Annotated in this window: 18 protein-coding genes and 2 pseudogenes; 12 read left to right on the top strand and 8 right to left on the bottom strand. The window is 48.0% G+C overall.

The window, feature by feature from the left end:
• Nucleotides 1-50: 50 nt before the first annotated feature.
• The 4 genes from AC0XWG_RS13465 to AC0XWG_RS13480 all read right to left on the bottom strand — a co-directional run bounded on the left by AC0XWG_RS13465 (nt 51) and on the right by AC0XWG_RS13480 (nt 1,406).
• Complete coding sequence (locus AC0XWG_RS13465; protein ID WP_274452792.1) at nt 51-248, bottom strand: type II toxin-antitoxin system HicA family toxin; 198 nt, start codon at nt 246-248, stop codon at nt 51-53.
• A 3-nt stretch (nt 249-251) separates the two neighbouring features.
• Nucleotides 252-509, bottom strand: a complete 258-nt coding sequence (locus tag AC0XWG_RS13470) for a DUF1902 domain-containing protein (protein WP_274452793.1) — start codon at nt 507-509, stop codon at nt 252-254.
• A gap of 187 nt (nt 510-696) precedes the next feature.
• Entirely contained in the window at nt 697-1,062 is a 366-nt protein-coding gene (locus AC0XWG_RS13475) for a hypothetical protein (RefSeq protein WP_475680690.1), read from the bottom strand.
• A complete protein-coding gene (locus tag AC0XWG_RS13480) occupies nt 1,059-1,406 on the bottom strand; it encodes an Arc family DNA-binding protein (protein ID WP_475680691.1) in 348 nt (115 codons plus the stop codon). Before AC0XWG_RS13480 ends, AC0XWG_RS13475 begins: the two co-directional genes overlap by 4 nt.
• A 120-nt stretch (nt 1,407-1,526) precedes the next feature.
• On the opposite strand from AC0XWG_RS13480, the gene AC0XWG_RS13485 reads away from it, so the two are divergent.
• From AC0XWG_RS13485 to AC0XWG_RS13505, 5 genes are all read left to right on the top strand, one after another.
• A complete protein-coding gene (locus AC0XWG_RS13485) occupies nt 1,527-1,688 on the top strand; it encodes an Arc family DNA-binding protein (RefSeq protein WP_000549416.1) in 162 nt (53 codons plus the stop codon).
• A gap of 71 nt (nt 1,689-1,759) precedes the next feature.
• Complete coding sequence (locus AC0XWG_RS13490; RefSeq protein WP_475680692.1) at nt 1,760-2,701, top strand: phage antirepressor N-terminal domain-containing protein; 942 nt, start codon at nt 1,760-1,762, stop codon at nt 2,699-2,701.
• Between the two features lie 44 nt (nt 2,702-2,745).
• Nucleotides 2,746-3,144, top strand: coding sequence for a hypothetical protein (locus tag AC0XWG_RS13495; RefSeq protein WP_475680693.1), 399 nt, complete (start codon nt 2,746-2,748; stop codon nt 3,142-3,144).
• Between the two features lie 182 nt (nt 3,145-3,326).
• Nucleotides 3,327-3,845 (top strand): hypothetical protein, encoded by a 519-nt coding sequence (locus tag AC0XWG_RS13500; protein WP_475680694.1) that lies wholly within the window; start codon nt 3,327-3,329, stop codon nt 3,843-3,845.
• Nucleotides 3,835-4,341, top strand: coding sequence for a hypothetical protein (locus AC0XWG_RS13505; protein ID WP_475680695.1), 507 nt, complete (start codon nt 3,835-3,837; stop codon nt 4,339-4,341). The genes AC0XWG_RS13500 and AC0XWG_RS13505 overlap by 11 nt, the downstream gene beginning before the upstream one ends.
• A gap of 23 nt (nt 4,342-4,364) precedes the next feature.
• On the opposite strand, the gene AC0XWG_RS13510 is transcribed toward AC0XWG_RS13505, so the two are convergent.
• The gene (locus AC0XWG_RS13510) at nt 4,365-4,625 is read right to left on the bottom strand and encodes a hypothetical protein (RefSeq protein ID WP_066019107.1); all 261 of its coding nucleotides are present in this window, start codon (nt 4,623-4,625) and stop codon (nt 4,365-4,367) included.
• A gap of 195 nt (nt 4,626-4,820) precedes the next feature.
• Between AC0XWG_RS13510 and AC0XWG_RS13515 the strand changes: the two genes are divergently transcribed.
• The 7 genes from AC0XWG_RS13515 (at nt 4,821) to AC0XWG_RS13545 (ending at nt 11,299) form a co-directional block, all read left to right on the top strand.
• Entirely contained in the window at nt 4,821-6,791 is a 1,971-nt protein-coding gene (locus tag AC0XWG_RS13515; protein WP_475680696.1) for a right-handed parallel beta-helix repeat-containing protein, read from the top strand.
• 103 nt (nt 6,792-6,894) lie between these two features.
• Entirely contained in the window at nt 6,895-7,299 is a 405-nt protein-coding gene (locus AC0XWG_RS13520; protein ID WP_159109613.1) for a putative holin, read from the top strand.
• Entirely contained in the window at nt 7,286-7,579 is a 294-nt protein-coding gene (locus AC0XWG_RS13525; RefSeq protein WP_000203486.1) for a phage holin family protein, read from the top strand. The genes AC0XWG_RS13520 and AC0XWG_RS13525 overlap by 14 nt, the downstream gene beginning before the upstream one ends.
• Entirely contained in the window at nt 7,569-8,198 is a 630-nt protein-coding gene (locus AC0XWG_RS13530; RefSeq protein WP_475680697.1) for a glycoside hydrolase family 19 protein, read from the top strand. The genes AC0XWG_RS13525 and AC0XWG_RS13530 overlap by 11 nt, the downstream gene beginning before the upstream one ends.
• Nucleotides 8,195-8,677 (top strand): DUF2514 domain-containing protein, encoded by a 483-nt coding sequence (locus AC0XWG_RS13535; protein ID WP_475680698.1) that lies wholly within the window; start codon nt 8,195-8,197, stop codon nt 8,675-8,677. The genes AC0XWG_RS13530 and AC0XWG_RS13535 overlap by 4 nt, the downstream gene beginning before the upstream one ends.
• Nucleotides 8,678-9,403: 726 nt before the next feature.
• A complete protein-coding gene (locus AC0XWG_RS13540) occupies nt 9,404-9,616 on the top strand; it encodes a helix-turn-helix domain-containing protein (RefSeq protein ID WP_475680699.1) in 213 nt (70 codons plus the stop codon).
• A gap of 36 nt (nt 9,617-9,652) precedes the next feature.
• The gene (locus tag AC0XWG_RS13545; RefSeq protein ID WP_475680700.1) at nt 9,653-11,299 is read left to right on the top strand and encodes an N-6 DNA methylase; all 1,647 of its coding nucleotides are present in this window, start codon (nt 9,653-9,655) and stop codon (nt 11,297-11,299) included.
• Nucleotide 11,300: 1 nt separating this feature from the next.
• On the opposite strand, the pseudogene AC0XWG_RS13550 reads toward AC0XWG_RS13545, so the two are convergent.
• The 3 genes and pseudogenes from AC0XWG_RS13550 to AC0XWG_RS13560 form a co-directional block, all read right to left on the bottom strand.
• Nucleotides 11,301-12,224: pseudogene (locus tag AC0XWG_RS13550) on the bottom strand (IS3 family transposase); the annotation flags it as partial.
• Nucleotides 12,223-13,563 (bottom strand): IS110 family RNA-guided transposase, encoded by a 1,341-nt coding sequence (locus tag AC0XWG_RS13555; RefSeq protein WP_008786676.1) that lies wholly within the window; start codon nt 13,561-13,563, stop codon nt 12,223-12,225. The gene AC0XWG_RS13555 and the pseudogene AC0XWG_RS13550, both read right to left, overlap by 2 nt.
• Before the next feature lie 230 nt (nt 13,564-13,793).
• Nucleotides 13,794-14,036, bottom strand: a pseudogene (locus AC0XWG_RS13560) (transposase); the annotation flags it as partial.
• Nucleotides 14,037-14,041: the final 5 nt, after the last annotated feature.

A 14,041-nucleotide genomic window follows, 5' to 3' on the forward strand; every position in this document is an offset into this window, starting at 1 on the left:
TCACAAGGGCCAATAAGCACACACAAAAAAGCCCGCTTAGGCGGGCTTCGTTAAAAGTTCTTTGGCAATCCTGCCTGTTTCAAGATCCCGTTTGCAGTATGTGGAGACACGATGGTAAACGGTACGCTGAACTTCTTTTGGCTTATGGGGCTGAACCATATCTCATGGCTTCCTTTCCCCTGCCGGTCAAAGTAACAACCAGCTGCGATAAGCAATTCCGTTAGCTTTGGATATAGTCCTGTTCCCATTTATCAGAGTGCGATCCTGTCAGAGTAGGACTGTTCCTGATTAAAAGACAGACTTATACGCGAAGGATTACCACCGAAGCCGTTCAATTCGTACAGCTCTGGCGCTACTTCCCAGACTCGCTCGGTCAGTTCTTCGTATGTCGCTGCTTCAGTAACAAGACCGAGAGCATCACATTCAGCCACCCACACATTTTCCTGATGGTCATGGCATACATTAACGTCGAAAGGCCGAGAAAACATAACTACAGTTGATTCTCTCATAAGAGCCTCCTCTTTACCTTTGGGGTAATATTACGCTATTGTTGACCTGCCTGCAAACTGTACAGAATTATTTTATAGCTGCATCGCCCTTTAAACAAAGGCACTTCCTTGTGCCAGCGGCCTCAGAACTTCGCCGCGTTCGTGCTGATGTACTGGGCGTGGGTGGGGATGTCGTTCAGGCATTTGCTTATTTGAGAAATTTTCTAAACAGGAAGGAAATCAATAAAACACCGATGATTATGCTCAACACCCAAGCCGACATTACAAACTTAAACTCACTATAGCTTTCAACGCCAAAAATCTGTTTTTGCGCATCAATTTGCTGTTTTATAGCAAACGTTTCTTGTGGCGACATGGAGTCTACAAACTTCATAGCAAACGATTCATAGCCTGAAATTTCACCATTTATTTTGTATGGGTTATACCCTTTAACTTCAGGAAAATTTGGTATTGGAGCTAATGCGTCAACAATGCTAAATGGCTTGTGGTCTCCATCTGGCTGTGGATTTGTTGGTAAGTTGGGTCGCACCTCACCGGCAGTTATTGGTTTCATTTGATTTTCTCGCGCAATTTCACAAGCTCTGATCTTAATAGCACCAGCGGTGTCATCGCATCCACGATCGCGATAGTAAGTTTATCAAATTCCTTCTGCCACTCCTCACTGTTGCCATCATCAGGTAGTGATTTCGCCAGCTCCCGGTAACGCTCAACCAGTTCTTTATGGCTGCCAATGGCGACAGCCGGGGCACCAGAAAGCGCGTCCTCAATTATCTGCACGATCTCTGAGTTCATGGATCGCCCGTTGCTTTTGGCTCGCTCAGCGACGGCGTCACGCATACCATCAGGGAAACGTACAGTGAATCGCTCTATAAAAGCATGGTTATCTTTTTCTGTCATTTTCATGCGCCACAAATTTTAATAAAAATACAGTAGCATCATATTGACATCACCAACAATGGCATCATAATGATGTTATGACATCAAAGTGATGCTATCAACCAAAGAGGAAATATAGAAATGCATAAGAACGACGCAAAACTGACACTTCGTTACCCACAGCAGGTAAAAGAAGCGTTTAAGAAAATCGCAAAAGAAGAGGGGTTGTCTGAAAACTCAGCTTTAGTTCAGGCTCTTGTGTGGGCTTTGAAGTTCAGAGAGAAGATGGATCATGCGCAGTAAAAACAGCGAAGCCCAACGGTGGCCAGACCGTCAGGCTTCAGTATCAACAAACCAGCATAGGAAATATTGACATGACAAGTTTAGCAATTGCAGATCGTACAATCAATGTGCCTTTCCATGGTGCAAGCCTCTACGTCGTCAACCACAACGGCGAGCCGTATGTACCAATGAAGCCTATTGTTGAAGGCATGGGATTGGCATGGCAAACCCAGCATCGCAAGCTAAGTGAGCGCTTCAAGAAAGGTATCACCGAAATGGTTATACCTTCCGTGGGTGGTGCGCAATCAATGATCTGCCTCGCCCTCCGCAAACTGGCAGCCTGGCTCAACACCATCAGCCCAAACAAGGTCAAGCCTGAAATCCGCGATCGCGTGATCCAGTACCAGGATGAATGTGACGATGTGCTCTATGAATACTGGACAAAGGGCCAGGTGGTTAACCCGCGCAAATCTGTGAAGACTCAACTGGGTAAAATCACCGCTGATCAGCAGTATGCCATTAAAGAAATGGTTATGTCTCGCGGCCAGGCCCTCCCTAAGGACAAGCAGGCTAAGGCCATTATCACAATGTGGTCTGCGTTAAAATCTCACTTTGGTGTTTCCTATAAAGATATCGAAGCTGGGCAGTTCAACGAAGCGGTTTCTCTGGTTGCAAGAATTCCTCTTGAAGGAGAGTTGATATCCGCAAGAGATGTACTTCTGGCTGAAGAAAAATTGAGCGCCGAGGTAGTGGCAGCGATCCGTGGAGTCGTAAAAAACAATACGAAGCGATACGAGGCTTCTTTGAAGCCTGGCTACCGTGAGCATATCCATTCACCTGAAGGTGTCCTTGGCCTGACGGAGCATTCCCTGCTGATGAATCTGCTTCGCCAAATGGAAGATGATGGGCATGATGTCTCCGGTGCGGCGGCAGAGTTGACGACGATTTTCTGCTATGTGACCGGGGTAAGGCGCTGCATAAGCGACATTACTACCAACGCGCAGTATATTCTTAAGCAGGTGAATGATTTTTAGCAACGGAAGGGCCGAGCAGTCGGCCCATTCTTGAGGATCAGAACGTGAATAACAATATTAAAGACCTTTGCTTCAAAGATAACGAATCAGCATTTGAATACGCGTGTAAGTATTGCACAACTGATATTGCAGAAAGACAAGGGCTTCTGGCACTTGTTATTACGGATCAGGAACCAGATGGTGATGGTAACGCCATATATGCAGTGAAGGTTTCATCCGATGACGGTGGGTTTATCGTTCCGGCTATTTTTATGGCAGCACAAGCAGATTCAGGCGCCTTAGAAAAAGGAGATCTTGTTATCTGGGTTCCATCACAGTACTCGGACGAAATGGCAAAAACGTTAGGCGATCCGAGAAAGGGATGGATGGGGTATTTAGCAGCGAAAGCTGAACCAAAACTAACTCAGTCAGATGGCTGGGGGGTTACAGTACGCTACATCTAATAAACTAGGCCGCAATAGCGGCCTTTTTTATTACCATTTCGGTAATTTTTATGTGTTACTGAGAGGTTTTTAATCCTTATATGGTTTGTTTATTTTCGTTTCAGAAAATACCTGCCTATTTTTTTGCCAGTGCGCGTATACTTTCGGTAGAATGTTTACCCTAAAGGTAGTTGGGGGTGCCCATGAACACGAAGAGAGTGACAGCGATGAGGCATAGACGCCTGGCCCAGAAAAGGGCAGATAAAGATAAAGAGCAAGAGATGGTGATTGAAGCCGCCGCTTATGCTGCTGCCATGGCAACTGCTAATGCCATCATGATTCATGATGAAGAGGTTGAGCCAAAGTTTCCTGTGATGATTCTCAGCGGGCGTGGTGCGCATGAGGAATTGTTAAGATTACAAGGAACTTCTTTCGAAAGTGTCTTGGCGGATAAAATACATCGCGAATCTTGTAAGAGATATAGAATACAACATTCTTACAAGTCAGGGCTATTTGAAGCTAGGCGCTCCAAGGCTAGGCAGCAATTAGTGGAGATGATAACGCGATATTATAAATCATCTTTAAATCCTACAACCTCTCAGGAGGTTGTAATGCGCGAAGTGCCAAAGATGTCCGTTGAACAATCTCAAGCAATTTCTCGACGGATGTTCGCTCGTACTGCTGATGATATGGCTCAGGAGCTCTACGACGATGCCGAATAAATTCCAGGGGTTGGTTCACCCTGGAATTTTTGGGAAGGACCCTGAGCTAATACCTATCAAAAACGCGTTTATTGATCACTGGCGCTACGGTCATCATAAGGATTTCGGAAAGGACACTCTGTTTCGAGATCCACCGAAAGAGATGCTGGAATACCACATACGCCACGTTCACTTAAACATCGGTAATTATACTGACAAGTTTGGTGAGAGTGGTACGGAACAATGTTGGAAAAACTGGGCGTCTGGGAAGAAAGACAAGACCACAAATAAGCATAAAAAGATCCCAACCAGTGATGTGTATGTGATTTATCTGGTCACATCTGAGCGCCATGCCTTCCTTCTGGATTACTGGGATGAACCAGCGCACAAGACAGTTGAGATTGACGAGCAGAAGCAAAAATTAGTTGTCGAATGCGACAGGGTTCTAAGGCTTAAAAAGCTGGAATCGATGCCGCGTGATGCAGGTTTGTGGGATCCAGAGTTTTACGTAGAATAAGGGCCGCTCATGCGGCCTTTTCTTTATGTCGTTTCCTGCTTCAGTTTTTCCACACAGTAATCGAGATGCATCTGCAGATCCTTCATGGACATCTGCGAGCTGGTGACGTAGTTCACCAGGGCAGTCAGCTCTGCCATCGGGCCATCAACGTTAAATCCGTCCTCATTAAGTTGTCGCAGCAACGTCATCAGGTGAGATTCTTCAACAAGGGAGCGGACGCCTCCCGGCGTGTGTATGCGTTCGGCAAATCCTTTTTCCAGCGGGTGATGATACTGACGTTGCATCTCATATTCTCCATGCAATTACTGTATGAATGTACAGTAGCAAAAGTCCTGGAGACTATCCAGCACGATTTGCTATTTACCCAAAAGGTAATAACTTTCCTGATTGTTATTCATTCAATTCATATAAGGGTTGTAAGGTAATAAACTGTCCAGATGATGCACGCGCGCCGGGCGCTGCTTTACTGGAGACAGGCCATGACGGTATCAACCGTAGTTGACCATAACGATTACACCGGGAACGGCGTTACGACATCATTCCCGTACACCTTCCGCATTTTCAAGAAAACAGACCTTACTGTTTCAGTTATCGATCTAAGCGAAAACATCACAGTGCTGGTGCTGGACACTGATTACACCGTTACAAACGCAGGTAGCTTTAACGGCGGCAGCGTGATACTCACAACACCGCTGGCGAACGGTTGGCAAATCTCAATTGCCCGTGAGCTTGAGCCGACACAGGAAACTGATCTACGCAATCAGGGTAAGTTCTTTGCTGAAGTTCATGAAGATGCGTTTGATAAGCTGACGATGCTGATACAGCAGGTTGGCAGCATGTTCCACCTGGCTCTGCGCAAGCCGTCAAGTATCGCTAACTGGTACGATGCGCTAAATAACTATATTAGAAACGTGAAAGACCCTGTCCTTGACCAGGACGCTGTAAACAAAAGAACGATGCGTGATTACGTTGACAAGGCAATAGCTGGCGTGGTTGGTGGCTATGGATGGTTTATACAATCAGGAGCTGGAGCAGTATATAGAACCTTTCAGGACAAAATGAGGGATGTGCTAAATGTTACTGATTTTGGGGCTGTTGGTGATGGGGTGAGTGACGATACTGCCGCCTTTCAACTCGCTGTTAATAAGGCAGGAATAAGCGGTGGGGAGATTAAATTAAAATCAGGGTGCATATATAGAATAAATGGGTTTGTACAACTTAAGTCAAATGTACACATTGATCTTTCAGGCTGTACCATTTTAAAGAATGGTAGTGGATCATGTTTTTATGCTGAAAATATTAATAATTTCAGTGTGTTTAATGGGAGGATTTACACATCTCTATCATACCCTTCAAGTCCTCCTTCAGTTGTTCAGGCTGATAATTTTGGAATTGGCATAAACAAATGCTCAAGGTTTAAGATATCTAACCTTGATATTCGTGGGTTTGGTGACTGCGGGATTGTTGTTGCATCTTCTTCTGCTTCAAGTTCTGGTGAAGTTGTTTCATATTCAACAATTACTGAGTGCAATGTAAGTTATTGTTACACTGGGATTAAATTTGTTGGTTATTTCCCATCTGAATATATCAGTGTGACATCTTGCTTTGGTTATAAAAACAACTTTGCAGGTTGTCATATTGAGGCTGGTAATATTTACATTTCAGCGAGTTCATTTTCAACAAACTCTCTTTATGGCCTTTATCTTAAATCTTCTGACAATGGAGGGCACGGCAATGCTAGCGGATGCTCTTTCAACCATAACTCTGGCAAAAACATCCTCATTGATGGCTTGCAGCAGGGGTTTATGTTGTCTGGATGTAATATATTCGACGATGCTGGATCAGACCCATACTCTGGGATGATTCAATTTGCAGGATGCAAAGGCGTGATTTTCTCTGGTTGTCAAATTATGGCAAACATACAAGCTGACGGGTTGTCATCAATAAATCAGTTTATCGGTTGCTCTTTCTATGGAGCTCGGAACTACCTTGTATCAAGTACTGATGGAACATCCGGATTCATTGTATTCACTAACTGTACGCAAGGCGCTGGTGCATTCAAAGCTAACCTTCCTGGAACAAATTCAACATACGGCTTTGTTTCTACTGATTATTTAAACCCTTCAAACCCATCCGTTGTGAAGTTTAATCAGATTGGTAGTAGTTCTGGGGCTGCTATTCTGGATGCAACTACTGGAATTTCAGTTGCACAATCAACTGGTATTCATTGTATTTCTTTCAAAGTAACTGCGACCGCGTCATTTACTTCAACATTAGTTGCGAATGGCTCTCCTCATTCAAAATTTAGCTCCTCACAAACTGGATCAATTTATGTTTGCTCGGGAACCGTCTATGTATACCTTCAGAAAGGTCAGCAATTTAATGTTGCAATAGAATGCCCAGTAGGAACGACTATTCAACAACAATCAACATTGTTTACCTTTGTATAATCCAGGCATTTTCCTAAGGTAATATCTATCCATATATGGTTTATTGTGTATGATGAACTCACCAACTAAGGGGGTTCTTTATGCACAATAAACGGTGGTCACTATGGCAACCACGCTGACAACGGAGTCGCTCAATCAGGGGCTTAGCCTTGGTGCGTTGGCTTCTGTTGTCGCCGGGGTTCCTCCTGAGGTGGCTTTAGGAGCGCTGGCTGGTGCGGTAATTTTTGTTACCTCGGCAGTTGAGTATCCGATTAAGCGTCGGCTTCTTCTGGCTCTTCTCAGCTTCCTCTGCGGTGTTCTCTTCTATAAAGCGACAGCTTCCATTCTGATTGGCTTTGCCAGCCTGATACCGACGATTACGCAGGACTCTTTCGAGAAGGGCATTGTGTATTCTGCCGGGGCATTCGTGTCGGCAATCGTCGCCGTCCGAATCGGCATCTGGCTGTATCACCGTTCTGAAAATCCGCGCGACCTGATCCCGGGGAGAAAAGACGATGACCAGTCCTGATCTGCTTCTCATCCTGAACGCCGCTATCTGCGGCGGCATTGCTATCCGAGTCCTGCTGTTCCGCCGTGACGGGTCACGCCATCGCTGGTGGGGTGGATGGCTCGCATACCTGCTGATCGTCGTTGCTGCCAGCGTACCTATCCGGACATTCTACGGGTACTACGTCAGCGCCGACTGGTCAGAAGTAATCATCAAAGCCGTGTTCCTGGCTGCGCTCATCAAGACAAAAGGGAACGTGGTACAAATTTTCAAGATAACGAGGTCCCAGCATGGACATTAAACAACTCCAGCGTGCCGCTGGTATCAGTGACGTGCTGGCCACGCGCTGGTATCTGCATATCACCGCTGCTATGAAAGAGTTTGGCATTGAGCAACCGCTGCACCAGGCGATGTTCATCGCGCAGGTTGGTCATGAGTCAACCGGATTTACCCGGCTGCAGGAGAATTTCAACTACAGCGTGGCAGGGCTGGCAGGTTTCGTCCGGAGCGGGCGACTCACTCAGGGCCAGGCCAATACGCTTGGCCGCCGTGCTGGTGAATCATCGTTACCGCTGGAGCGCCGGCGTGCGATCGCCAATCTGGTGTACAGCAAACGCATGGGGAATAACGGGCCGACGGACGGCTGGTTTTACCGCGGGCGCGGGCTTATCCAGATCACTGGCCTGAGCAATTACCGCGACTGCGGCAACGGGCTCAAAATTGAGCTGGTTAGCCAGCCGGATCTGCTGGCGCAGGACGAATACGCGGCCCGCAGCGCGGCGTGGTTCTTCGCTACCAAAGGCTGCATGAAGTACACCGGCGACCTTGTGCGCGTCACGCAGATCATCAATGGCGGCCAGAACGGTATCGACGACCGACGCGCGCGGTACATCACAGCCAGTAAGGTGCTGGCGGTATGATCTGGGCATTCGTGAAAGCGTACTGGAAACAGTTGCTTATCGTGTTGATGCTTGCTGCTCTGGTCATCGGCGGAGTGGTTGCCTGGAATGTGCACGGCAGCCGCCAGTACGACGCCGGATACGCGCAGGCTCAGGCAGACCGCAAAACCGAAGATGAGAAAGCTCGTCAGCATGACGAACAGGAGAAAGCGACCAATGAACGTGAAGCGCAGCAGAGGATCGACCAGGCGCGCAATGATGCTCTTGATGCTGCCGCTCGCGCTGGCCGGTTGCAGCAACAGCTCGTTGCCATCCGTGAGCAGCTCAGGCAGTATAACGCCACTGTCGGCTCTGGGGCGTCAGCCGCAGACACCGGAGTTTTGCTTGCCGACGTGCTCAGCAAATCTCTCGAGCGAAACCGACAGCTGGCAGAGTACGCTGACCGGGCCGCCGAAGCCGGACGAGTCTGTGAAAAGCAGTACGATTCACTGACCCGGTGACATGGCATTTTTCATGGTACTGACTTCCGGTGACGGTATATAAAACGGTACGGTGAAAATCAGGTTGCTGAAAGTTGTTATCAGTCAATTGGTTATGCATGCCGTAAATAATTGAGTGGGAATGATTTCCCAACCTTAAACGTCTGGCACTAACAGACTATAAAATATCTCTAAGCCCGCGGATTGCGGGCTTTTTTTGGGCCATGGCTGGCAAGACCGTGCATGGTTTGAACGTGGTATTTTGAGGTGGATGATTTATCGGGATGCTACGGATTAGACCTGATACCATACCGCGCCAACTCCAGCCAAAGATAAACGTTGCAAAGAAAATAACCATGTGGCCCATGGTTGTTGGCATTACTGCTGACCTGTCTCTTCTCGCTCTGGTATTGTCAGGTTAGTGCCAGGAGCGGACTTCTGGTGATACTAATAGCTCTCATGGCGTGATCAAATTTTGTCGACCACTACATTACACTGCCATACAGCCACCAGAAGTGCGTTCAGGACAATATTAGTATAGTGGCCCTATCTTTGCGTGTCCGTGGCCTCTGGTACCTCTGGTTGAGGGAGCTCATTTAATCGCAGCCCACTAAGGCTGGGTAAAATCACTTTTTTAGCAAACTCTGTGGTAGGTGCTCGCCTGACAGTAGTCAAGCTGGTAGATTACGCCCTTTACGATTTCAACCGACTTTGTCCTACTCAGCATATTTCTGCCGGAGATTCATTATGATTGCTGAACCTTGGGTGTCCGTGGACCTGATTGCAGAGCATCTGGGCGTGACACGTGATTCGATCTACCGCTGGATCGACCGAAAACAACTACCCGCCCACCGTGTTGGGAGGCTATGGAAATTCAAGGTGTCAGAAGTGGATAGCTGGGTACGCGCTGGTGGCGCAAACGAGATTACGGGAACTGGCCCATCCTCGTCCAAAGAATGACGGTGTGGTCAATAAAATAGAGCAGGAATGAATGAGATGCTAACCCAAGACAATTTGGCCGACCTATTACACGTCCTCAGTTTTGAAAAAAAGGGGGCGATTTATCGCAAGACATTTGGTACTGCTGCGTTGGAAGTGAATTTCACAAAGAAGGAAATCATTTATCCAGAGGCTGCTGGCTTGATCATCAATGAACGGCAGACGTGCAACTTCGAAGCTAACGAAAATTTCGTTGTGTTCGAATGTGTGCATCGCCTGTTGAAAAAAGGCTACAAACCTGAGCACATCGAGCTGGAGCCTAGGTGGAAGCTAGGTCGTGGTTCCAGTGGCGGTCGTGCTGATATTCTGATCAAGGATAACGATGGTCGTCCTTTACTGATCATCGAATGTAAAACGGCTGGCTTCGAATTCAAACGAGCCTGGAGCAGGACCCTGCAACATGGAGATCAGCTATTCAGCTATGCACAACAAATCAGCGAAACGCAATTTCTTTGCCTGTACACGTCTGATCTCGATGCTGACGCTCTAACCTACACCAGCCATATTATTGCGCACCGTGACAACGAAAAATATCTGGTCGACAACCCGCTTTTCAAAAGTTTCAAGTCAGTCACCGATGTGAAAGAGCGTCACACCGTCTGGCGTGACACCTACAAGCTCGATTACACAACCAAGGGCATTTTTGAAGAAAATATTCAGCCCTATCACATTGGCAAAGATAAATATTCACTAGCCGATTTGCATGCCATCTCTGCCAGCGACCAGCAAAAAAAATACCACGAGTTCGCCACTATTTTGCGTCAGCACAATGTATCGGGTCGCGAAAATGCCTTCGACAAACTGGTCAATCTGTTTCTTTGCAAACTGGTGGATGAAATTGAAAATCCGTCCGACCTGAAATTTTACTGGAAGGGCGTCGCCTACGATACCCACTTCGACCTGATGGATCGCCTGCAGCAGTTGTATCAGGCAGGCATGGGCAAATTTCTCGGTGAAGACATCACCTACATCAACCAAGGTGATGTCAACAATGCGCTGCGCTTTAACAAACAGAATCCGGATGCTACTCAGCGTGCGGTCTGGAATCTATTCATTCAGCAGAAGTTTTTCACCAACAACGATTTCTCACTAATCGACGTTCACAACGAAAAGCTGTTCTATCAGAACGCCGACGTGTTGCTGAAAATCCTGCAGATGTGGCAGGACATTCGTTTGACTGATCCGCATGGCCACAACCAATTTCTGGGTGACATGTTCGAGGGTTTCCTCGATCAGGGTGTCAAGCAGAGTGAGGGGCAGTTCTTCACGCCCATGCCCATCTGCCGCTTCATCATGATGAGCCTGCCACTGGCCTCACTCATTCAGCATAGCGCCACACCACCCAAGGCCATCGACTATGCTTGCGGCGCAGGCCACTTCCTGACCGAACTGGCTTTGCAGATCAAGCCCTTGGTTGAAGCCCATAAGCCCGGTGCCGATCTGGCGACTTATCACAAGGCTCTGTACGGCATTGAGAAAGAATACCGTCTGTCCAAGGTGGCCAAGGTGTCGGCCTTTATGTACGGCCAGCAGGAAATCAATATCTGCTATGGCGATGCGCTAATCAATCAGCACGAGGCCTTCCCAGAGATCAAGGATGGGACGTTTGATCTACTAGTCGCCAACCTGAATCGCCACGGATAATCTAGACACTTCCGAGCCGTTGATAATACTGGTTTTCATATTCTGTCGGTGACATCTGATCGCTAGAACCATGCCGACGCTTACTGTTATAAAACATTTCGATGTAATCAAAAATATCACTGCGGGCTTCTTCCCGCGTTCCGTAGATCTTTTTCTTTATCCGTTCGCGTTTCAACAACTGGAAAAAGCTTTCTGCGACCGCATTATCATGGCAGTTACCGCGACGGCTCATGCTGCCCTCCAGGCCGTGTGATTTCAGGAACGACTGCCACTCATGGCTTGTGTACTGACTGCCCTGATCCGAATGAACCAGCACCTGTTTTTGGGGATTACGCCGCCATACAGCCATCAGCAGTGCGTTCAGGACAATGTCCTTTGTCATCCGGGATTGCATGGACCAGCCGATAATTTTGCGTGAGAACAGATCAACAACCACAGCAAGATACAGCCAGCCTTCGTGGGTCCTGATATAGGTTATGTCGGTTACCCAACGCTCATCCGGAGCATCCGGATTGAACTGTCGCTGGAGCCTGTTGGGCGACACGATACTGGCCTCGCCTTTACGTGCCCGCGGGCTCTGGTATCCGACCTGAGCCTTTATCCCGACACGTTTCATCAGTCGCCAGACTCTGTTGACTCCGCACTGTTGCCCGCTGTCCCGCAGATCCAGATGGATCTTGCGATAACCATAGACGCATCCCGATTCCAGCCAGAACTGTTTAATCTGTCCTGTCAGTCTCAGGTCTGCCCGATGGCGTTGTGAATGCGGCTGCTGAAGCCATGCGTAAAAGCCACTGGGATGAACATCCAGCACCCGACAGAGCAGGCGAACAGGCCAGCAACGGGCGTTGTCACGGATAAAGGCGTACCTCAGTCGGACAGTTTTGCGAAGTACGCCGCGGCTTTCCTGAGAAACTCCCGGTTCACACGCATAACTCGGGATCTTGCTGGAGAGAGTAACCCAGTGATTTTGCCCTTCGTTTAAGCCCGTCGAGTACGCGATTACGGTAGCGCTCTTCATAATAATCCGCGCCAGGATCGACATATTTCTGACCGTATTTAAGGGCATTGTAGAACAGTATTGCCAGTTTTCTTGCCGTTGCAGTGACTGCTTTTGCTTTCCCGATACGGGATGATAATCGACGATAAAAAGCACCCAGCGCTGTATCGCTCCGGCCAATTGTTGTGGCTGCCAGTCTTAGTGCAGCAGCAATTCGACTGGATGAACGCCGTGTTTTCGAGGACAGTACTTTTCCACCGGAGATCTTATTCCCCGGGGACAAACACAGCCACGAGGTAAAATGGCTCGCATCCGGCCAGCGATTCATGTCAGTACCGCATTCGGCAACGAATTTTAGTGCCAGATAAGGTCCGAACCCATGTATCTGTGTCAGGTCTGCTCCGGTAATTTTCCAGAGTAATGGCCTGACATCAAAGGAAAGCTGATTGGGCTGTTTTGTACGATGTCTGGCGGAGGGCAATACTCCTTCAGGCTCTTCAGTTCCGGTGCTGAGCTGCAATAATGAAGTTTCGATTTGATCATCACACTCACGGATTTTTTCCTGGTAAAAATCGAAAAATGCCACCGACTGTTCAAGTGCAAAAAGATGTTCAGGCTGCCAGTTCCCTGTCAGTGCCTGTTGAAGAACCTCTGGCGTCTTTTTACATCTGACATCACGATACTGGATCAATACTGAAGGATCGCGCTCACCACTGACAATAGCTCTGACGATTGAAAGACCGGTAACGCCAGTAATATCCGATACGGCATGATGCAATTGAACATTCATCTGCATCAACGCCTTCTGCATATGTTGGATATGAGCAGCCCGGTATTCAGTCAGGCGTTCCCGTTGTCTCAAATAAGACCTGAGTACGGAAATGTCGTGTTCAGGTCTGAAACTGGCCCGAAGAAGGCCAAATGAATGCAGCTTCTGCAGCCACTGTGCGTCATTGACATCAGTCTTGCGACCGGGAACATTTTTTGCGTCTCTGGCATTAACAAGGATCACATTGAAACCCGCAGCCTCAAGGATCTCAAAAGCAGGCAACCAGTAAACGCCAGTGGACTCCATGGCAATGGTCGTAATGTGACAGGTTTTGAGCCAGTCGGACATCCGATGAAGGTCGCCAGTGAAACTTTGAAAAGTTCTGACCGGCTCGGCGTCAGCATCCGGTGGAACGGCGACTACGTGGAATTCAGCGCCAATATCAACGCCCGCAGCATGAGGATGGATAACAGACATTCGGGAGGATTTTTTCATGGAAATCTCCTTGCTCATTTTTCGATGAACGAAGGAGGGGACGACGGAGAAATCACCTTCCTGAACGGGATCAAAGTCACCACTGCCGGATCCGCCACAGTCCCTGAACCATGTTTTTTTACGGGGTCATACCACCAAAAGGCCGACGGCTGCTTCCTTCGCTAAATTAGCCTGCCAACTTTTCCGGGGAGTTTCTGAGACTCAGGACGGGGTTTCACCCATGGACAGTTTTTTAATATGTCCCGTTCGTCAGTAACCCGCTTCAGCTCTTTCTGGAGACGGCGGATCTCGGTCTGAGCATCTGACTGTTCTTTATGAGTGGAGGAATCCGGACCGTACTTCTTTATCCAGGCGTAAAGGCTGTGGGTGGTGATATCGAGACGTGTTGCCACGCTGGAAACAGAATAACCACGATCAACAACCTGTTTGACTGCTTCAATTTTAAACTCTTCGGGATAACGCTTACCGCTCATGGGCA

The sequence above is a fragment of the Enterobacter sp. DVT3837 genome (assembly GCF_056238685.1).

What these genes read in the sequence shown, in the direction of transcription:
- AC0XWG_RS13465 (WP_274452792.1), bottom strand. Translation starts at nt 248, where the DNA reads ATGGGAACAGGACTATATCCAAAGCTAACGGAATTGCTTATCGCAGCT.
- AC0XWG_RS13470 (WP_274452793.1), bottom strand. Translation starts at nt 509, where the DNA reads ATGAGAGAATCAACTGTAGTTATGTTTTCTCGGCCTTTCGACGTTAAT.
- AC0XWG_RS13475 (WP_475680690.1), bottom strand. Translation starts at nt 1,062, where the DNA reads ATGAAACCAATAACTGCCGGTGAGGTGCGACCCAACTTACCAACAAAT.
- AC0XWG_RS13480 (WP_475680691.1), bottom strand. Translation starts at nt 1,406, where the DNA reads ATGACAGAAAAAGATAACCATGCTTTTATAGAGCGATTCACTGTACGT.
- AC0XWG_RS13485 (WP_000549416.1), top strand. Translation starts at nt 1,527, where the DNA reads ATGCATAAGAACGACGCAAAACTGACACTTCGTTACCCACAGCAGGTA.
- AC0XWG_RS13490 (WP_475680692.1), top strand. Translation starts at nt 1,760, where the DNA reads ATGACAAGTTTAGCAATTGCAGATCGTACAATCAATGTGCCTTTCCAT.
- AC0XWG_RS13500 (WP_475680694.1), top strand. Translation starts at nt 3,327, where the DNA reads ATGAACACGAAGAGAGTGACAGCGATGAGGCATAGACGCCTGGCCCAG.
- AC0XWG_RS13505 (WP_475680695.1), top strand. Translation starts at nt 3,835, where the DNA reads ATGCCGAATAAATTCCAGGGGTTGGTTCACCCTGGAATTTTTGGGAAG.
- AC0XWG_RS13510 (WP_066019107.1), bottom strand. Translation starts at nt 4,625, where the DNA reads ATGCAACGTCAGTATCATCACCCGCTGGAAAAAGGATTTGCCGAACGC.
- AC0XWG_RS13515 (WP_475680696.1), top strand. Translation starts at nt 4,821, where the DNA reads ATGACGGTATCAACCGTAGTTGACCATAACGATTACACCGGGAACGGC.
- AC0XWG_RS13520 (WP_159109613.1), top strand. Translation starts at nt 6,895, where the DNA reads ATGGCAACCACGCTGACAACGGAGTCGCTCAATCAGGGGCTTAGCCTT.
- AC0XWG_RS13525 (WP_000203486.1), top strand. Translation starts at nt 7,286, where the DNA reads ATGACCAGTCCTGATCTGCTTCTCATCCTGAACGCCGCTATCTGCGGC.
- AC0XWG_RS13530 (WP_475680697.1), top strand. Translation starts at nt 7,569, where the DNA reads ATGGACATTAAACAACTCCAGCGTGCCGCTGGTATCAGTGACGTGCTG.
- AC0XWG_RS13535 (WP_475680698.1), top strand. Translation starts at nt 8,195, where the DNA reads ATGATCTGGGCATTCGTGAAAGCGTACTGGAAACAGTTGCTTATCGTG.
- AC0XWG_RS13540 (WP_475680699.1), top strand. Translation starts at nt 9,404, where the DNA reads ATGATTGCTGAACCTTGGGTGTCCGTGGACCTGATTGCAGAGCATCTG.
- AC0XWG_RS13545 (WP_475680700.1), top strand. Translation starts at nt 9,653, where the DNA reads ATGCTAACCCAAGACAATTTGGCCGACCTATTACACGTCCTCAGTTTT.
- AC0XWG_RS13555 (WP_008786676.1), bottom strand. Translation starts at nt 13,563, where the DNA reads ATGAAAAAATCCTCCCGAATGTCTGTTATCCATCCTCATGCTGCGGGC.